Here is a 16,231-nt window from a genome sequence, read left to right as displayed (position 1 = left end):
TCGTTTCTCAAGTGCCGAGCGGGAGCGGCTCGCCCTTGAAGCGCTCATAGAGCTCGAGCGAATCGTGCCGGGCGGTCGAGGAGTTCGTCCAGAGTGCCCTCAACCGGGCGCGGAGCACCACGCCCTTCTCGAGGTCGTAGCCAAAGAGGCCGTATCGGGTCGTGTGGCCAAGACTCGTGGCCTTTCCCGCCTCGGTGATCCGCCGCGCCACGTCGTTTGGGTGGACCATCTCGATGTACGTCCAGCCATCACCCCAGGGGCCCGGCAGCACTCGAGGAGCCAGGGGGGCGGACTCGTCGACGATCGGGAGGGTCGTCAATCCCCAGACGTCGGCCTCGCGCCCGTCGTAGCTCAACGCGGCCGAGCGTGCGTCTCGAGGTTCGACCCAGCGCTTCCACCGCGACGACTCCGAAGGCTCGGGTAGGATGCTCGCGAGCTTGACCTCGACGGCCTGGAGTTGGTCGACCGACAAGGCATGGATCTGGACTTCCAAGTCCACGCCATCGGCCCCGGACGGGCTCCAGGCGGCCCGGACGACCAAGTCGCCCCACCCTTGAGGGGCGTAGGTGGCCTCAACCCGCTCGAACCGGCGCTCGAAAGTGATGAGCGTCGCCCCGGAGAGGGCTTCCGGAGACCATCGGCCGATCGCCGCCACCCCTTCCAGACCCAGCAGCGGGCCGACCGACTCGTCGCGGACCCGCAAGCCGGGCGACGGGTCGTCGACTTTGAGCGTCCAAGTCCGTTCTCCCCAGGCCAGGTCGAACTCCGGCCCGGGTCCATTCCAGCGTCGTGACATCACCAGGCTCGCTCGCCAAGGAACCAAGCAAAAACCCCGGCGTCCCGTATTACTACAGGGCGCCGGGGCCGGAACAGAGAAGAGGCCGGATGATCGAAGCCGATGCTTCGGCCGGTCGGAGAGGCAGGTTTCTGGGTATGGCTTCACGACCGACATGGGTGAGAATAACCCCTCATCGGCCGTTGTCAACAGGGTAGACGTATTTTCTCCCTCGAGACTCTCCAGGCTGTCTTCTTGGGGAATCATCTGCCCCGAAGGCGCCTGTTTTCACGATCAGGCGATCACTTCGGGAGGGGGATCGGGGACCAATCCAAACGTCGGTATTCCTTGGCAAACTCGGTCACCTCGATCGCCTGGTCGGCGTCGACGTCGCGGAAGACCTGGGTCGTGTCGCTCGTCGGCCAATAGATCTCGAGGCTCGAAATCTTCGTCGCCCGGGCGAGCCCGAGGGTCTGCTGGAGTGGGTTCGCTCCGAAGCTGCTCCCCGACGAGACGTGCCGGTAGATCGTTGCGGACGCCTTCCCGGCCGTGACCGCCTTGATCCGGGCACCGATCGCCGAACGATTGGTCTGCTTACCGACGAGCTTCACCGTCAGCCAGTGATTCCCCTGCCCCGGGTTCTCGAACAGGACGTTGTGATACCGGTCGCCGTTCGTCGCCCCGCCCATCTCGAGGAAGAGGTCGATGTCGCCGTCTCGGTCCCAGTCGCCGCACGCGACGGCGTGCCCCTTCTGGAGGTGGCCGGTGCCCGACGAGGCGGTGATCTCCGCGAATCGACGTCCCTCGACATTCTTGAACATCCGGTTGGGGACCAGGGTGGAAAGGTGAGGCTCCCCGGTGCCGAGATACATATCGAGGAATCCGTCGTTATCGAAGTCTCCGAAGTTGCTCCCCATCGTCGCGAAGACCATGTCCAGGCCGGTCTTCCGGGTCACGTCTTCGAAACCCTTGCCTCCCCGGTTGCGATAGAGCTTGTTCGCGTTGAGGTTGTGGGGCTGGCCCATGAGTCCCTGGACCACGCCGGCCAACGTGCGGTCGTAGCTGGCGGCGAAGATGTCGAGCCAACCGTCGTTGTCGAAATCCCACGCCCAGCAAGAGAATCCAACCCTGGGGCCGTCGATCCCCATCGGGACCGAGGCATCGCGGAACGTGCCGTCGCGCTTGTTATGGAAGAGCTGGCCGCTCCCCTTCAAGTCGTTGAGGAAGAGGTCCGGATAGCGGTCGTTGTCGTAGTCGATCCAGGCTGCCCCTTTGCAAAACGTCTGGTTCAGGGCGAAGAGACCAGCCCTGGAGGCGACCTCGGTGAAGGTCCCATTCCCTTCGTTGTGGTAGAGGCGGTTGCTCTGGTTCTCGCAGCAAACGAACAGGTCGACCCAGCCGTCGTTGTCGTAGTCGGCCCAGCTCGCCGAGTTCGAGTTGACCGGGTGGAGCAGCCCCGCCTCGCGGGTCACGTCGACGAACCGTCCGCCGACGTTCTTCAACAGGGTCGGCCGTATGGGCAGCGGGAGCCACGCCCCGCGCGGGATGAAGAGGTCGACGGCCCCGTCGTTGTTGTAGTCGGCCTGGACGCAGTATAGGCCGCCGAGTTGGTCGGTGACGCCGGCCGCTTCGGTCCGCTCCTCGAAGGTACCGTCGCCTCGGTTTCGATAGACCTCCATCCTCTGGGTCGGGTCGAACGACGTCACGGCCAGGTCGAGCCGGCCGTCGTCGTCGAAGTCCTCCATGACGGCACCCCCGGCCTGGTTGAACCGGTTCACCTTGGCCCGGTCGCCGATGTCGCGGAATCGGCCGATATCGAATTCGGACTTGAGATAGCGATCATACGAAATCCGATACCGAGGGTCGACTTTCTGGGGATACTCCCCGAGCGTCATGTGGGCCAGGTTGAGGAGCCAGCGGACCTCGAGGTCGTCGGGGAAGCGTTCGAGGTACTCGGTGAACCGTTCGATCGCCAGCCGCGACCCGTGCGGGTTCGTGTGGGCCGCCGCCGAGGAGATCGGCAGGATGCACGAGCTCTCGCCCCGGCACAGGATGCAGTTCTGGTCCTCCCCGAGCCGCAGGGCCGAAATCCCCTGGAAATAGACGAGCGAGTAGAGCCAGGCATCGCGCACGGATTTGTTCCGCTCGGCGAGGCCCCTCGCTTCGGCCAAGGCGGCGTAGGCGTTCTCAGGCTCCGCCTCACTGTTGAGTAGCATCGCCTTCCGGACGAGGAGCGGGACCTTGGCCTCGTCCGTCATCGACGGCTGAGCGAGCCGTTCGTCGACGACCCGACCGAGGCGATGGCCGACGTCTCGCCAGCATTCGGCGACGTCCTGGAGCGACGCGTCCGGTTTCCAGCGATCCACCATGGTGAGGATCAAGCTAAAGCCGCTCGACTCCAGCGGCTTCCTCGGCTGGTACGGGTGAGTCGGCTTCGGAGCGGGTGGGGGTACGGCTGCGGGTGTAGCCCTTAGCCCTCCCGTCGAATACCTCCACGCCCCACCAGCGAGGGCGACCAGCAAGACCAGGCCGACGGCGCAGGACGCCAAGCGTGAGTACCGGCGACTCGTAGGGGGGAACGAGTGCATGTGGACCTTCGGGTTGTTGGATCGTTGTCGCTCGAGATCATCCTCGCCGAGGTCCGCCCGACTCCCGAGGGCTTCTCCGGAGTAGGCGCGACGATCCTATGGAGATCGGACCCGACGACAGGCTCATATCGAAGAGGCTGGTCGATCACAGATCAGCGTGATCGGCATCGAATGGCTCGACTCAACGATAACCCAGCCTCGGGCGACCGACAAGGCGTCGCTGGGCATCCGCCGAACGTCGGAAGGGAATGGCCGGAGGAGAGTGCTTCTACTACGGACGACCTCGATCGACTCGCAAGCAAACATAACACAAACGTAAATGTTTAAAAAAACCATAAAAATAATAACAATTTTCATGAACACTCGTTGCAGTATACCGTTGGCGTCGGCACTCCCGGGCTACTCGGCATGCTCTTTACCCGCTATGATCGAAATAAATAGACGGACACCGGAGACCAAGAAGAGGAGCCGGTCCGATTCCGACGTCCCAAGAACTTGCCCGTGCTGCTGAGCAATACGATGAAGAGCAGTGGTTCGAGTTCCTCGACGAGTTGGACGCTGTATCCCGTCGCCGTCAGCAGAAGACACCGCCACCCTCGGCCCCTACCAGTACCGAACGAGATGAGATGGCGCGTTGGATCACGAGGAAGCATCTAGCCTCAGACAGCAGCATCCGAGTTGCTTTGTACCTCCCAACGGGTGCACCAGCCGACGAGATCCGGCTCCTGGGGGTAAACGATCGCCTGACGCTTTCTGAGGCCGAGAGGCGCAACGTCGAGCCGATTGAATTCGGGCTGAATGTCCAAGGTGCTCCGTTTCGGCTCTTTGTGGCCGACATCACGAGCGAACGACTTGAGGCCATCAGCGCGAGCCGACTGCCATTGCCCCACGGTTGGGAATTCGTTGCCAACATCGCGACCGGCCGACGGACGTGAACGAGCAGCAGCGGTTATTCCTGGCCCAGGCTCGGTCGGATTTTGCCGTATTCGAGCTCCTTCGCAAGCAGCCCGCACTCCCCGACTGCCATGCGATTGTCCGTTTCCTGCGGAGCCTCTCCACCAGGTGAATGGCCCAGCAACAGCTCGGTTATGATGGCAGGGATGAGGCGTGGTCGTCGCGTATCCGCTCGAGTATCCCCTTGGCGATGAGCATCGAGGACCTGGCCCCGGCCCTCGCTCGGGAAGGCCCGAATCCTGAATATCCCTGGCCTCGAGCCAACCCTCAGCGTGCACCCGCCGAGCAGTCGTTCGGGATCTGGGAGGAGTTGAGGGACGCATCAAGAGGACGACAGTTCCTCGAGTGACTCAATGCCTTGTTTCTGACGGCCGAAGCCTATCTTTAGGGCTAACACACGATTGCCCAACCCCGTAGGTCGCTCCTCAGCGAACGGGCGTCGCGATGGGGTCGCCGGCCCTCGACATCTTGGAGATGCGGAATTCGTGGGGCCAGGGAGCGATATTCCTGGGGAACTGGTAGTAGCGGGCGACGCGGTCGTTCTTGTCGTCGATGGTGAAGCCGGGCTCCTCGCGGACGTAGAGGCGAGAGCCGTTGGCGTGGGTTTCGACGTGTTGCAGGGTCCAGCCTCGGGTCGTGCCGTCGCCGTGGCGGATCAGGAGGATCCGGCCAGCCAGGGAGGGGGCGTCGGGCAAGGGGGTGTTGGTCTCGAACCAGCCCCGGCCCTTGGACGACGCCTTGCGGACCGCGGCCTTGATCTTCCCCGAGGCCGCCGACTGCTCGACGCGTCGGCCGGCCGTCTCGGCGAAGGTCCCGCCGGCCAGGACGAGCGAATGCGCCGAGACTCGGACGGCCAGGGCGTCGGTCACGAGCGATCGACCCTCGACCAGGGGGACCTTGATCTCGGTCCCCGGCGTGAGGTTGACGACGACCTGCTCGGGGCCGTCGGCCGTCTCGAGGTGGACGACGACCGACCCTTCGGGCGAGACCACACGGCCGACTCGCGACAAGGTCGAGGCCGGCCCGGCGGTCGGCTCGAAGACGTTGACGAACGTCGATTTCAAGGTCGCCCCGTTCGGCGAGCGCCGGCGGACGATCAGCCCGGCGCGCCCGGGGTCCTCGCCCGTGGTCGGCGAGGCGGGGTCGGGGCTCGTGGCCACGATGACCGAGGCGGGCATGTCGCCGAGGATGTGGACCCGGACCCCGGGCGCATCGGGGCCCGTCAGGGACGCCATCAACGGGCGGAAGACCCGAGCCTGGCCCAGCGTGGCGAATTCCCCGTAGGCCTGGACGAACCATCGCCCGTCCTCGGCACGGGCCGTCGAGACATAAGGGATTGATGCCGGGAGGAGCGACGAAGGGGCGGCGGAGGACGCGACCGAGAGCTCCCAACGGGCCAATGAGCCGGGCGCCCCGTGGAAGATCTGGTCGTGCTGGAGCCCCCCGTCCACCTCGAAGACGCCGATCGCGTACGACGACCTCGGCCCCGAGGCGGCGATCATCGTCTGGCGATAACGGTTGGCCGATAGGGGATAGGCGCTGGGGTCGTCGAGCGTCGCCACCTGGAAGTCGGGGTCGGCGGCGAAGTAGAGGAAGTTCCCGCCGAGCGTCGGCTCCTTGGCCTTCCTCAAGGACTCGCGCTGATTCAGGCCGTCGATCAGGACGGTGTTGTGACTTGCCGTGGCGCGGTCCCAGCCGTTGGGGATCGGGGGCAGGTCGTCGAGGTCGCCGAGGACCGGCCGACCGCCGATGTCGAGGCGGAACGCCTGGCGCTGGTAGTGGGGCGAGCCGATGCTGTCCTGCCCTTTCAGCTCGAGGTCGATCGCCCCCAGCCCTTCGCCGACGGCCAGCCTCGCCAGTCCCGCACCGCCGAGCAGGGCCGCGTGTCTCGCGACCGCCGGGGTCTCCACCGCCGGCCAGGCCGCCTGCTGGATCTCGGGCGTAGGGGGGTCGCTCAGGACCGTCGCACCCGCGGAACGCGCCAGGGCCAGCATCGGGATCCCCGCCACTCCCACGACGTGTTCGATCCGGCGTTCGTTGGGCCTCAGGACATAGCCGGGGGGATCGGAGTATCCCGCCAGGAGTCGATCGAGCCAGCCGTCGATCAATTCCAGGATCCGGCGGTGCGTCGCCGCGTCGCCCTCCCGCCAGAGCCCGTCGTGGTAGAACCCACGCTCGGCGAACCCGTCGAGCCGGGTGAGGGCCTCATGGACGAACCCGGCGTCGTCGAGAAGCCGACCGACGGCGAGGATCCCCCGATACGCCTGGAGGGATTTCTCGCTGAACTCCTCCGGTTGCAGCCTCACGAACTCGGCCGAGGCCCGGAAGAGGTCGCGTTCGATCGTCTTGGAAGGGTGCAGATCCCCCAGAGCCCGACCGGCCTCCTGGAGCGCGGGGGTGTCGCGGATGAGGGCATACGCGATGACCAACTGCAAGGGGACGTCCAGCCCCGCGGTCCAATCCCACTTCCCGGTCTTGTAGCCCTGGCGATAAGGCGGGGGCAAATCGGCCTGCTGGAAAACCTTGGGGGACTCCGGCTGATCGTAGTGGGTTGCGTAGGCGGGATAGGTCTGGGCGAAGCGGAGGATCAGGACCGAGGCGAGCCGCGCCAGGGCGGGATCCTGACGCCCCCCGGGGGCCTCATGGTAGCGGACTGCGGCATACAGGGCCGCCTTGCTGAGGAACTGGCGAGCCTCGTAGTCACGTTTGGCGGCGAGGTAGAGCCGTTCGTCGGGATATCGCTGCTTCGCGGCCTCGACCACGTGGTACGGGTAGTGGTGTGTCACGCGAGGGAGGACGTCGACGACATCTTCGGGGACCTTCTTGTCCTTCTCGTCCTTCGCCGGAAACTGGTCGTTCGGCACGGCGACGCCGCAGTGTCGGCAAGTCAGGACGGCCGGCTTGTCCACGGACCAACCCAGCGGGTCCTCGGCCTCGGTGGCGTCGCACGAAGGGCAGCGGCAGTATCGGATCCCCGCCTGGACCGGCACCAGCTCGGCCAAGGCCTTGGCATCCAGCGCGAGCAGCCCTTTAACGGCGGGATCGCCCCAGAAGCGGGCCTCCCACGCATCCGGCAAGTCGAATTGCGTGAAAAGGTTATGGACTTGCGAACGGGGCACTCCCGCGCCCAGCGACGTCGCGAGTGCCAGCGACGCCGCGAGCACGATCCCCGGCCTTCGCCCGATCCTAGGCCTATGACTCATGGTCGAGATCCATCTCGTTCAGGAGACATGACCCGCTCGTCCGCGTCCGGACCGGGTCCCCAGTGTCTAACCCGCAACCTGTTTTCTTAATTAGAAAACGGGTTTCTGACGCCCTCGACAACGACAACCCGCCGGGGATGTCTCCGTGCATTCCCACAGAAACCCGTCTTCTAAGAAGAAAACAGGTTTCGGGAAAGGACCTTAGTGATCGGGGAGCCGGACCAACGCGACGTCACGTTGGCCGGTGGCGAGCCGATAGAGGCCGACGGGGCCGATCGACTCGCCGTCGGCGAGCTTGAGCCCTTCGCGATGGAGTTGGGCCAGCATCAGTTGCGAATCGCGGTGGGCGTCGCAAGCCAGTCCGTAGTTCTTCAGCTCGGAGCTGGTGCCGTCGCTCCAGGGCGCGGCCACCTTGTAGACCGCCGGGTGAGAGCATTTGGGGGCCGAACAGGCGGGGCTGTAACGAAAGGTCGTCACGTCCATCGGTCGAATCCGTTCCTGTTCCTCGGAAGGGAAGGTGCCAAGCCTTGGCGGCCGACCGTCGCAAACGCATCGGGTGGGACGGTATCGAAACAATCTCCGAGGCGGATGTCGATCGCGAGGTTGTTTCGCCTCTCCGCTCCTCCCGACAGAGGCCAGAGTGTCGCTTCTATCGAGCGGGAAGTCCAGACCGGTCTCGACCTGGGACCGCCACCCGGGCGCTCCGCATTGCGATCGGGCCAGGTCCTCTCGTGAGCATCCGTCATGTGACGGTCGGGCGCTTTCCCGAGAACGTCCGCCAGGCCCCATCGGCGAGGATCTCGGCGATGGCCTCGATCGCCGCGTCGAGTTCGTCGTCACGGGTGTAGAAATGGGGAGACAAGCGAATCCCGGCACCTGGCCGGTAGTCGCAGAGGATCTCTCGCGCCTTGAGCGCCAGGGCGACCTCCGCACCGTGCTCGACCTGCAAGGCCACCGTCCCTCCGCGCCTGGCCGGGTCGCGAGGGGTCGTGCAGGGGTAGCCGCGTGCATCGGCCAGGGCCAGGAGCCGGGCCGTCTGCCGCTCGGACTTGCCGCGGATGGCCGGGACGCCGACGCGGTTGATGATCTCGAGGCCCGGCCGGGCCGCGTAGAACGACGGGATGTTCGGCGTCCCGTTGAGGAATCGCCAGGCGTCGGTCCGGCGTTCCAGCGTGGGCGAGAACAGGAACGGGTGGGCGTGCGACATCCATCCCGTGAGCCGAGGTGCCAGTCGTTCCCTGATCGCGGGGTCCACCCAGAGGAACGCCGTACCGGGCCCCCCGCAGAGCCATTTCAAGCAGCCCCCGATGTAAACGTCCACCCCCAGGGCCTTCACGTCGACGGGCAAGGCCCCGACCGCCTGATAGCCGTCGACCACCGTGATGGCGCCCACCTGCCTCGCCCTCGCGGCGATCGCGGCAATGTCGTGAACATACGAGCTTTTAAACAAAATATGCGAAAGATTGACGATCGCCGTCCCCTCGTCGATCTCCTCGAGGATCCGCCCGGTGTCGACGGTGACCCCGTCGTCGGTCGGGACGACCTCGACCTCGGCCCCTGTGGGCCGGAGCCCGTCGATCAGGTAGAGGATCGAGGGGAAGTGCATGGCGTCGGTGACGACCTTCCTCCGGGGGCCGCCCAGATCGAACGCGCTGAAGACGACGGCGTGGGCCAGCGTGACGTTCGGCTGGAAGACCACCTCGTCCCTCCCGGCCCCGATCAGGGGGGAGACGAGGTTGCCGAGGTCGGTCGCCAGGGTCCACCAGCCCTCTTCCCAGGCCCGGACCCCTCGCGTCGCCCAGGTCTCGAGGAAATCGCCGAGCGCCGCGGAGGTCGAGGACGGGACCGCCCCCAGGGAGTTGCTGATGAGATAATTGGTCCGGGCCAGGATCGGGAACCGTTCGCGCTCGGCCAGGAACGGGTCGGCGGCGTTTTCGGCGTTCATGGTCGGCATTCTTAATCCCACCAGGACGATCAGGAGGAGAGATCGCGACGCCCGCGGCACCACTTTTGGATTCTGGCGTGCCCCACACCCTTCGTCTAGACTTGGGAGATCGGAAAGTGGGAGAAGATCAAGGTTTGGGTTTGCCGGAGGGTCGTTCGCAATGGCGGAATCGGAATCTGTCGACGATCTCATGCCCGACATCGAGGGGGGCGAGGGGATCCGTGTCATCCGAGGCAGCGGGAACTGCCGGGGCTGGAACGGGATCCGCTACAAGGCCGGCATGAGCGCCAAGAACGTGGGCTCGTCGAAGCTCTCGATGAACGTGGCGACGATCCCTCCCGGCGGCGTCGCGTACGCCCACATCCACGTCGACTTCGAATTGATGCTCTACATCCTCCAGGGCCGAGTCCGGCACGAGTACGGGCCAGGGCTTAAAAAGGTCATCGAGAACGAGGCGGGCGACTTCATCTACATCGAGCCCGGCGTCCCCCACGAAGTCTTCAACATGAGCGACACCGAGCCCGTCGTGGCCGTCGTCGCCCGCTCCGACGCCGACGAGTGGCAAAATATCATCCCCTACGACCGCAACAGCGAAAGTCCAACCTCCGCGAGCTGACCATTTGGGGACTCCTTCGGGTTTTCCTCATAGCCCGATGAAATGAACTCGGCCCCTCCGGGCAGTACAGGAGGAAGACGGTAAACGCCGGAGAGGACCCCGAGCGATGGCCGACGGACGGGCGGATTGCCTGAGACAGGTGCGGACGCTCTTCGAATTCGGCGCCCTCGGCCGAGACTCGGACGGCGAGTTGCTGCAACGGTTCGCCTCCCGCGAGGGAGGAGAGGCCGAGGCGGCCTTCGAGGCCCTCGTCGAGCGGCACGGCCCGATGGTCCTCGGCGTCAGCCTACGCATCCTCGGCGACCCACACGACGCCCAGGATGCATTCCAGGCGACCTTCCTGGTCCTGGCCCGACATGCCGGCCGCATCGCCAGGCCCGAGCTCCTCGGCAACTGGCTCTACGGCGTCGCCTCCCGGACGGCGAAGAAGGCCCGGACGGTCGAGGCGCGCCGGCGAAAGCACGAGGCGCGAGGGTCGGCGCGAGTTGACGAGGGATACCTTCCCGACGAAGAACGCCTCGAGATGTTGGCAGTCCTCCACGAGGAAATCGCTCGACTACCCGACAAGTACCGCGTCCCGATCGTTCTCTGCCACCTGGAAGGCATGAGCCGGCAAGGGGCATCGGCCCAGCTCCGGTGCCCCGAGAACACCCTGGGCGTGCGCCTAATGCGGGCCCGGGAACGACTCCGGGTCGGCCTGGCCCGTCGCGGTTTCGCCGTCTCGGGCCATGCGTTCGTCCCCGGGCTCTCCCTCGAATCGATCTCGCCGCCCGTGGCGACCTCGTTGAGAGAGTCGACCGTCCGCATTGCCTCGGCCGTCGCGAAAGGCAGAGCCACCTGCCCCGAGGTCATCTCGGCGCGAGCCCTGGAGCTCTCGAAGGGAGTCCTCCTGACCATGTTCCTCCCCAAATTCAAGCACGTCGTGACGTCATTCTCCCTCGCGGCCTCGATCGCGACCGGGGCGGTCTTGCTCGCGAGGCAGCCCGCCTCGACGACGGACTTGCCGGCGACGAAACAGTCCGCTCCTCGCGGCAAGGTCACGGAGAAACCCCTCCCCGCGGATGCGCCTAGCCACGAGCCAAAGACTGAGCAGTCCCCCTGGAAGAGGTCTCTCCCCAACGGCGTGACGGTGGCCTTACTTGGAGTCACAACCGGTTCGAGGGACCTCACGGCAGGACTCCAATGGAGCCCGGGGGGCTCGAGGATCCCACGCTCGCTCGTCCTCATCGCCTCGGTCCCGCGACGCCACGATCAGGACAAGAAGATCAGGGCCTTCGTCATCCGGGTGTGGGACCCGGAAGATCCAGAAGGCGTTCACGTCGATTGGGAGTTTCCCGGGGCCATCGTCTCGGACACCGCCGAGCGCTGCGACTTCTACTACGGAAAGGCCATCCCGGGAGGATTTGGGGCGATCGTCCAGTTGCCGAAGGCCTGGTCGTCGTGTACGGCCCGGGTCCGCATCGCCGCCGGCCCGTGGGCGACGGCCGCGACGACCCGCGGCCTGGAAGAGCGAGAGAACGTGACTTTCGGCTCGCACGTCATCACGTTCTCCAGGGCTCGGGCAATCGAGCAAGATACGTCGATCACGGTCGACGTTGACCTCAAAGACATAGATAAGAGACTGATCGCCTTCGATCATGACGGCCAGGTACACAAAGCCATCGACTTACCGAGCAAGAAGGAAATGCCCGGTCCCTCGACAGTGTACCGATTTCCAATCTCACCGGATCGCATCGAGGAATTCCGTTTCCAGACCCGCTCTTTCGAGCGGGTAGAATTCGGTGATATCCTGCTCGAGCCGCGCACCATCGATGACACCTGGCCCGTCGAGCGTCTCCGCCTGGACCCTGAGAAAATTCTGAGGCCAGTGGAGTCACCTCGCTCATTCCCATATGCACCCCTACAGCAGAAATGAGCAGGGCAAGGCTCATGAGAAATCCGCGTCGAGGACGATGCGGTAGCGGGCCTTGCCGGCCTCAAGACGCTCCATCGCCTCGTTGACGCGGCTCATCCAAGCTTCAGGCTCTGTTCGCGGCGCGCGGATATGAGCCTGATCATGAAACGGACGAACCAGGCCGGGTCAGAGGTCAAAGGACGGCCCGGTGTCAGGCAAGCGGGGGTGTCGAGAGCCCGAAGGATCTCGGCGACGTAGTGCCGGCCGTTGGGAAATCGGGTACATAAGAGACATCGCAGTCCCCACCCGGTACCGTCACGGGTGATCCGACGAAGAAACAGCGAGGGATGTCATGTTCAAACGACTGATGGCGTGCTTGATCGCGGTGTTCGCAGGCTCCAGCGTCCTGGCCCAGCCGGCGACACGCCCGTTCGACGCCCCGGGTGCGCCGCCGTTCAAGGTGCTGAATGAAGGCGAAACCCCACCCCTCGACGCTTACGACAATTTTGTCATCGGGCCGAACTACGTGCCCGCGCCGGAACGCAAAAAGGTCGAGGGCGTGCCCGAAGGGAAGGTCGAGTCGTTGGTCTTCGACTCGAAGGAGACCAGGCTCTTTAACCCCGGCATCGCCCGCGACAAGTTCGGGAAGGTGGACCCGAGCAATCCGAAGACGCTGATCGTGGAGACGCACCCCATCGACTACAAGCGGAGGGTTGGTGTCTACATCCCCGCACAGTACAAGCCAGGGACCGAGGCGCCGTTCCTGGTGGTCCACGACGGCCCCGGCCAGGCGAACGGCCTCAAGACGATCCTCGACAACCTGATCCACCAGAAGCGGATCCCGCCGATCGTCCTCATTTCCATCGGCAACGGCGGCGGCGATGCCCAGGGTCACGAGCGTGGGAAAGAATATGACAACATGAACGGCGACTACGCCGAGTACATCGAGACCGAGGTGCTGCCGCGGGTGGAAAAGCACTGTGGGGTGACGTTGACGAAGGACCCCGACGGCCGCGCGGCGATGGGGAACAGCTCCGGAGGATCGGCGGCCCTCATCATGGCCTGGTTCCGAAACGACCTGTACCACCGCGTGCTGACGACCTCGGGCACGTTCGTGAACCAGGCGTGGCCGTTCGACCCGAAGTTCCCGGACGGGGCCTGGGGCTTCCACGAGACGCTCATCCCGAACAGCCCCAAGAAGCCCATCCGGCTGTTCATCTCCGTCGGCGACGCGGACCTGCTCAACCCCAACGTGATGCGGGACGGGATGCACGACTGGGTCGAGGCCAACCACCGAATGGCCAAGGTGCTCAAGGACAAAGGTTACGAGTATCAATACCTCTTCTGCCGAGGCGCTCGGCACAGCGTCAGCAACGCCCAGCAGCAATTCCTCCCGCACGCCATCGAGTGGGTCTGGAAGGGGTATGCCCCCGAGGGGGACAAGTAGTCGTCAGGACCGGAGCCAAAGGCGAGGTCGATCCGGCCACGGCCCGGCATTCCCCTGCGGGACCGCCGGGCTCTGAAATCGACACTCAGAGTTTCCTCAACAGGTCGGCGGCCCTCCCCTCGAAGAGGGCTTGCCACTCGGGGGCGAGGATGGTGTCGCAGTCTTCCTGGGCCGCCCCCTTGTTCTTGAGCTGTTCGGCGGTGGGTGCGTAATAGATATACCCATTGGTATATCCCGCGACGAAGGTCCGTTCGTGGGGCGACGCCTTCTTGATGTTCAGGCCGATCTGGACCGTCAGCTCGCCGGGGGACGTGACGAGCACGAAGTCGCCCACGCGCAGGCCCATCAGGTCGACGTCGACGGTCGGCTTGCCCTTGGCCAGGTAGTCCGCCTGGTGCTTCTTCAAGAGCGCGAGGTTGGTCTGGGTCCTCGTGAGCTGCTCCATGGTGTGGATGTTCTTGATGTACTGCTCCATGTTCCGGCGGTTCTCGGCGTCGAGTTGGTCGAGGTCGTCGCGGCCCGCGTTCCGCTCGGAGAGATACCTGTGTGAGTAATAGGAGGGATACTCCTTCGACAGGTTGTACTTCACGGCGAGGGGGAGGAACGTCTTGAGGCTCAAGCTCGTCCCCCCGAGGGATTGGGCGAGCGCGAGTTGCTCGGCCTCGAGGGAGCGGATGCGAGTCGCGAAGTCGGCCCTCGGGAGCGCGAGGGTTTCGCGAACGACGCGCAGGCGGCCGTCGTCTCGGGTTTTGATGGCCCGGATGCCTTTCAGGGTGCTCAGGCCGAGGACGTTGCCGAGCGTTTCCGCATGCCGAGGGTTCTCGACGTCTTTATACAAGGCGGGGTTGATATCGCCGCCGCAGCCTTGGACGAAGAGGGCGACGGCCCCTTCGCCGAGGTTCTCCTCGATGACCCTCGACGCGAAGCCGGTGAAGTCGGCGGTGTTCTTGGCGCCGGGGACGCCCAGGATCGGGTGGCAGGCGAAGTTGTAGACGACCGCCAGGGGTCGCCCCTCGGCCGTGTCGAGGCGGAGGATCCCGATCTCCGGGTCGACGGGGCCGACGCCGGCGACCTCTTCGTCGGGCGGGAGCGAGTAGGCATGGCGGACGTCGACCTCGCGTCCGTCTTTCATCCGGAGCCGGCGGTTCTCCATGATCCGGTCCTCTCGGCCGACGCCGACGCCGACCTTGACGGGGACCAAATGCTCCGAGGCCTCCTTCACGGCCTGGAACGTCCGCTGGTCGACGTCGGAGCAGACGATCCCGTGGCAGTGGCTGGCGTTGACGAGGACGCTCTCGGGCTTGATCCCGAGCTCGGCCTCGAGCCGGGAACGGACACGGGGCAGGTAGTCGTTCTTGATGGGGCCGATCTCGCCGATGGCGACCGCGTCGACGGTGACGATCACGGCCGTCGTCGGGCCGTTTTTGAGGACGAGGGCCTTGGCGTACAACGGGTCGTTGACCGGTACGCCTGCCCTCTCGGTGACGTCGACCTTGGCGACGCCCGCCAACAGTTCGGCGGCCGCCTCGGTTGGGGAGAACAACGCCCCTGCCGTGACAAGGAGCGTAAAGAAAATCACCCGGGCGCCTCGACTGGAGGCCTGGCAAGGAGCGAGGGGGGGGAGCGGCACGCGGCCAGTCGTCCTGAAACGATTCATGTTCATCGGGGTGATCGCCGGTTTTCTTCGGGAGGGCTCGGCCCCGTCGGCCGCCCTCGGACCCGCGATTGTAACCGCGAGGTGAGGTCCCCGCGCGGGGCAGAATTGACCCCTTGTTTGGAGGATTGATTCGCCACAAAGGCACCGTGACACAAAGACAGGATCCCGAGAGAAGGGATCGCTCTCGCAGCCCTTTGTACCTTTGCGGTGAATATTCGCCCGAGTCGGCCGAAGAAAGCTCGTCAGGCTTCGCGGCGAGGAGTCTCTCCGATGGCGGAGGGATTGCGAATGGTCCGGAGTCGCCGTCATTCGGTCGCGGACGTTCGAGCCGACTCGGGGACACGGCCCCCTCGGGATCTCCCCGAGACTTCGGCGTCGTGCCCCGAGGGTGAGGGTTGGTCCGATCGGCCGCACCACGGTGGAGGAGTCGATTCCATGGCGAGCGAGAAGGCGTTGAACGGCAAGCGACGGCGCCGTTGGCTGCTAATCATCCCCGCCCTGTCCGTGATCCTCTGGTTCGCGAGGGACGCGGCGACCTATGCGACGTCGTTACGGGTCTATTCGATCCCGTCGGGCTCGATGGGGCCGACGCTCGCCCCCGGCGACCGAATCTGCGTGTCGCTCCGCGGGGCCTCCGCGCCGAGGCGGCAGGAAGTCTGGGTGTTTCGTATGCCGAAGGGCGGTGAGGTCGTCAAGCGGGTAATCGGGCTGCCCGGCGAAACAATCGAGGTCTCGAGTGGCCGGGTTTGGATCGACGGCAAGGTTATCGAGGAGCCTTACCTCAAGGCACCCATCACCTACACGATGCCCCCAATCCACCTCCAGACCGGCGAATACTTCATGATGGGCGACAGCCGGAACGCCAGCAACGACAGCCACGTCTGGGGCCCAGTCCCCGACAACCAGTTCGTCGGGCGCGCGGAGTACCGCTGCTGGCCGTCGAACCGAATCGGCAGCCTCAGGTAAAATCCCGAGGGACCCATGGGGCGTGATCGTCCCCGCGACAGAAATCATCATTGTTCTAATGTTCAAACGACGAGTGCCACGGGTTCCGTCTTACAGCGGTTTACATCCGGGTAGCACCTCATTGATACACGCCCGAAGCGCCAGCGAGTGAATCCTCTTCGATTTCTTGCGATGGGATTCACTCGC

At 65.1% G+C, this 16,231-nt stretch carries 10 protein-coding genes and 1 pseudogene; 4 read left to right on the top strand and 7 right to left on the bottom strand.

The window, feature by feature from the left end; genetic code table 11:
- Positions 1-7: 7 nt before the first annotated feature.
- The 5 genes from ACYOEI_RS19285 to ACYOEI_RS19265 all read right to left on the bottom strand — a co-directional run bounded on the left by ACYOEI_RS19285 (position 8) and on the right by ACYOEI_RS19265 (position 9,465).
- Positions 8-796 (bottom strand): hypothetical protein, encoded by a 789-nt coding sequence (locus tag ACYOEI_RS19285; RefSeq protein WP_462851183.1) that lies wholly within the window; start codon positions 794-796, stop codon positions 8-10.
- Positions 797-1,077: 281 nt separating this feature from the next.
- Positions 1,078-3,363, bottom strand: coding sequence for an FG-GAP repeat domain-containing protein (locus tag ACYOEI_RS19280; protein ID WP_462851182.1), 2,286 nt, complete (start codon positions 3,361-3,363; stop codon positions 1,078-1,080).
- 1,379 nt (positions 3,364-4,742) lie between these two features.
- Positions 4,743-7,520, bottom strand: a complete 2,778-nt coding sequence (locus tag ACYOEI_RS19275) for a hypothetical protein (RefSeq protein WP_462851181.1) — start codon at positions 7,518-7,520, stop codon at positions 4,743-4,745.
- Between the two features lie 201 nt (positions 7,521-7,721).
- Positions 7,722-8,003 carry a hypothetical protein gene (locus tag ACYOEI_RS19270; RefSeq protein ID WP_462851180.1) on the bottom strand — a complete coding sequence of 94 codons (282 nt, stop codon included), beginning with the start codon at positions 8,001-8,003 and terminating at the stop codon, positions 7,722-7,724.
- Positions 8,004-8,262: 259 nt separating this feature from the next.
- On the bottom strand, positions 8,263-9,465 hold the full coding sequence (locus ACYOEI_RS19265) for an aminotransferase class V-fold PLP-dependent enzyme (protein WP_462851179.1): 1,203 nt from the start codon (positions 9,463-9,465) through the stop codon (positions 8,263-8,265).
- A 160-nt stretch (positions 9,466-9,625) separates the two neighbouring features.
- On the opposite strand from ACYOEI_RS19265, the gene ACYOEI_RS19260 reads away from it, so the two are divergent.
- Together ACYOEI_RS19260 and ACYOEI_RS19255 are read left to right on the top strand one after the other, a co-directional pair.
- On the top strand, positions 9,626-10,081 hold the full coding sequence (locus ACYOEI_RS19260; protein WP_462851178.1) for a cupin domain-containing protein: 456 nt from the start codon (positions 9,626-9,628) through the stop codon (positions 10,079-10,081).
- A gap of 106 nt (positions 10,082-10,187) precedes the next feature.
- Positions 10,188-11,996, top strand: a complete 1,809-nt coding sequence (locus tag ACYOEI_RS19255; RefSeq protein ID WP_462851176.1) for an RNA polymerase sigma factor — start codon at positions 10,188-10,190, stop codon at positions 11,994-11,996.
- Between the two features lie 12 nt (positions 11,997-12,008).
- On the opposite strand, the pseudogene ACYOEI_RS19250 reads toward ACYOEI_RS19255, so the two are convergent.
- A pseudogene (locus tag ACYOEI_RS19250) lies at positions 12,009-12,092 on the bottom strand (zinc-binding dehydrogenase); the annotation flags it as partial.
- A 235-nt stretch (positions 12,093-12,327) separates the two neighbouring features.
- On the opposite strand from ACYOEI_RS19250, the gene ACYOEI_RS19245 reads away from it, so the two are divergent.
- On the top strand, positions 12,328-13,422 hold the full coding sequence (locus tag ACYOEI_RS19245) for an alpha/beta hydrolase (RefSeq protein WP_462851175.1): 1,095 nt from the start codon (positions 12,328-12,330) through the stop codon (positions 13,420-13,422).
- Positions 13,423-13,507: 85 nt separating this feature from the next.
- Here ACYOEI_RS19245 and ACYOEI_RS19240 read toward each other — a convergent pair whose 3' ends face one another.
- On the bottom strand, positions 13,508-15,001 hold the full coding sequence (locus tag ACYOEI_RS19240) for a hypothetical protein (protein ID WP_462851174.1): 1,494 nt from the start codon (positions 14,999-15,001) through the stop codon (positions 13,508-13,510).
- 513 nt (positions 15,002-15,514) lie between these two features.
- On the opposite strand from ACYOEI_RS19240, the gene lepB reads away from it, so the two are divergent.
- Positions 15,515-16,045 carry a signal peptidase I gene (gene lepB / locus ACYOEI_RS19235; protein ID WP_462851173.1) on the top strand — a complete coding sequence of 177 codons (531 nt, stop codon included), beginning with the start codon at positions 15,515-15,517 and terminating at the stop codon, positions 16,043-16,045.
- Positions 16,046-16,231 lie beyond the last annotated feature (186 nt).

Source organism: Singulisphaera rosea (assembly GCF_054877945.1).
This window is presented reverse-complemented; position numbering and strand designations above follow the sequence as displayed.

What these genes read in the sequence shown, in the direction of transcription:
- ACYOEI_RS19285 (WP_462851183.1), bottom strand. Translation starts at nt 796, where the DNA reads ATGTCACGACGCTGGAATGGACCCGGGCCGGAGTTCGACCTGGCCTGG.
- ACYOEI_RS19280 (WP_462851182.1), bottom strand. Translation starts at nt 3,363, where the DNA reads ATGCACTCGTTCCCCCCTACGAGTCGCCGGTACTCACGCTTGGCGTCC.
- ACYOEI_RS19275 (WP_462851181.1), bottom strand. Translation starts at nt 7,520, where the DNA reads ATGAGTCATAGGCCTAGGATCGGGCGAAGGCCGGGGATCGTGCTCGCG.
- ACYOEI_RS19270 (WP_462851180.1), bottom strand. Translation starts at nt 8,003, where the DNA reads ATGGACGTGACGACCTTTCGTTACAGCCCCGCCTGTTCGGCCCCCAAA.
- ACYOEI_RS19265 (WP_462851179.1), bottom strand. Translation starts at nt 9,465, where the DNA reads ATGAACGCCGAAAACGCCGCCGACCCGTTCCTGGCCGAGCGCGAACGG.
- ACYOEI_RS19260 (WP_462851178.1), top strand. Translation starts at nt 9,626, where the DNA reads ATGGCGGAATCGGAATCTGTCGACGATCTCATGCCCGACATCGAGGGG.
- ACYOEI_RS19255 (WP_462851176.1), top strand. Translation starts at nt 10,188, where the DNA reads ATGGCCGACGGACGGGCGGATTGCCTGAGACAGGTGCGGACGCTCTTC.
- ACYOEI_RS19245 (WP_462851175.1), top strand. Translation starts at nt 12,328, where the DNA reads ATGTTCAAACGACTGATGGCGTGCTTGATCGCGGTGTTCGCAGGCTCC.
- lepB (WP_462851173.1), top strand. Translation starts at nt 15,515, where the DNA reads ATGGCGAGCGAGAAGGCGTTGAACGGCAAGCGACGGCGCCGTTGGCTG.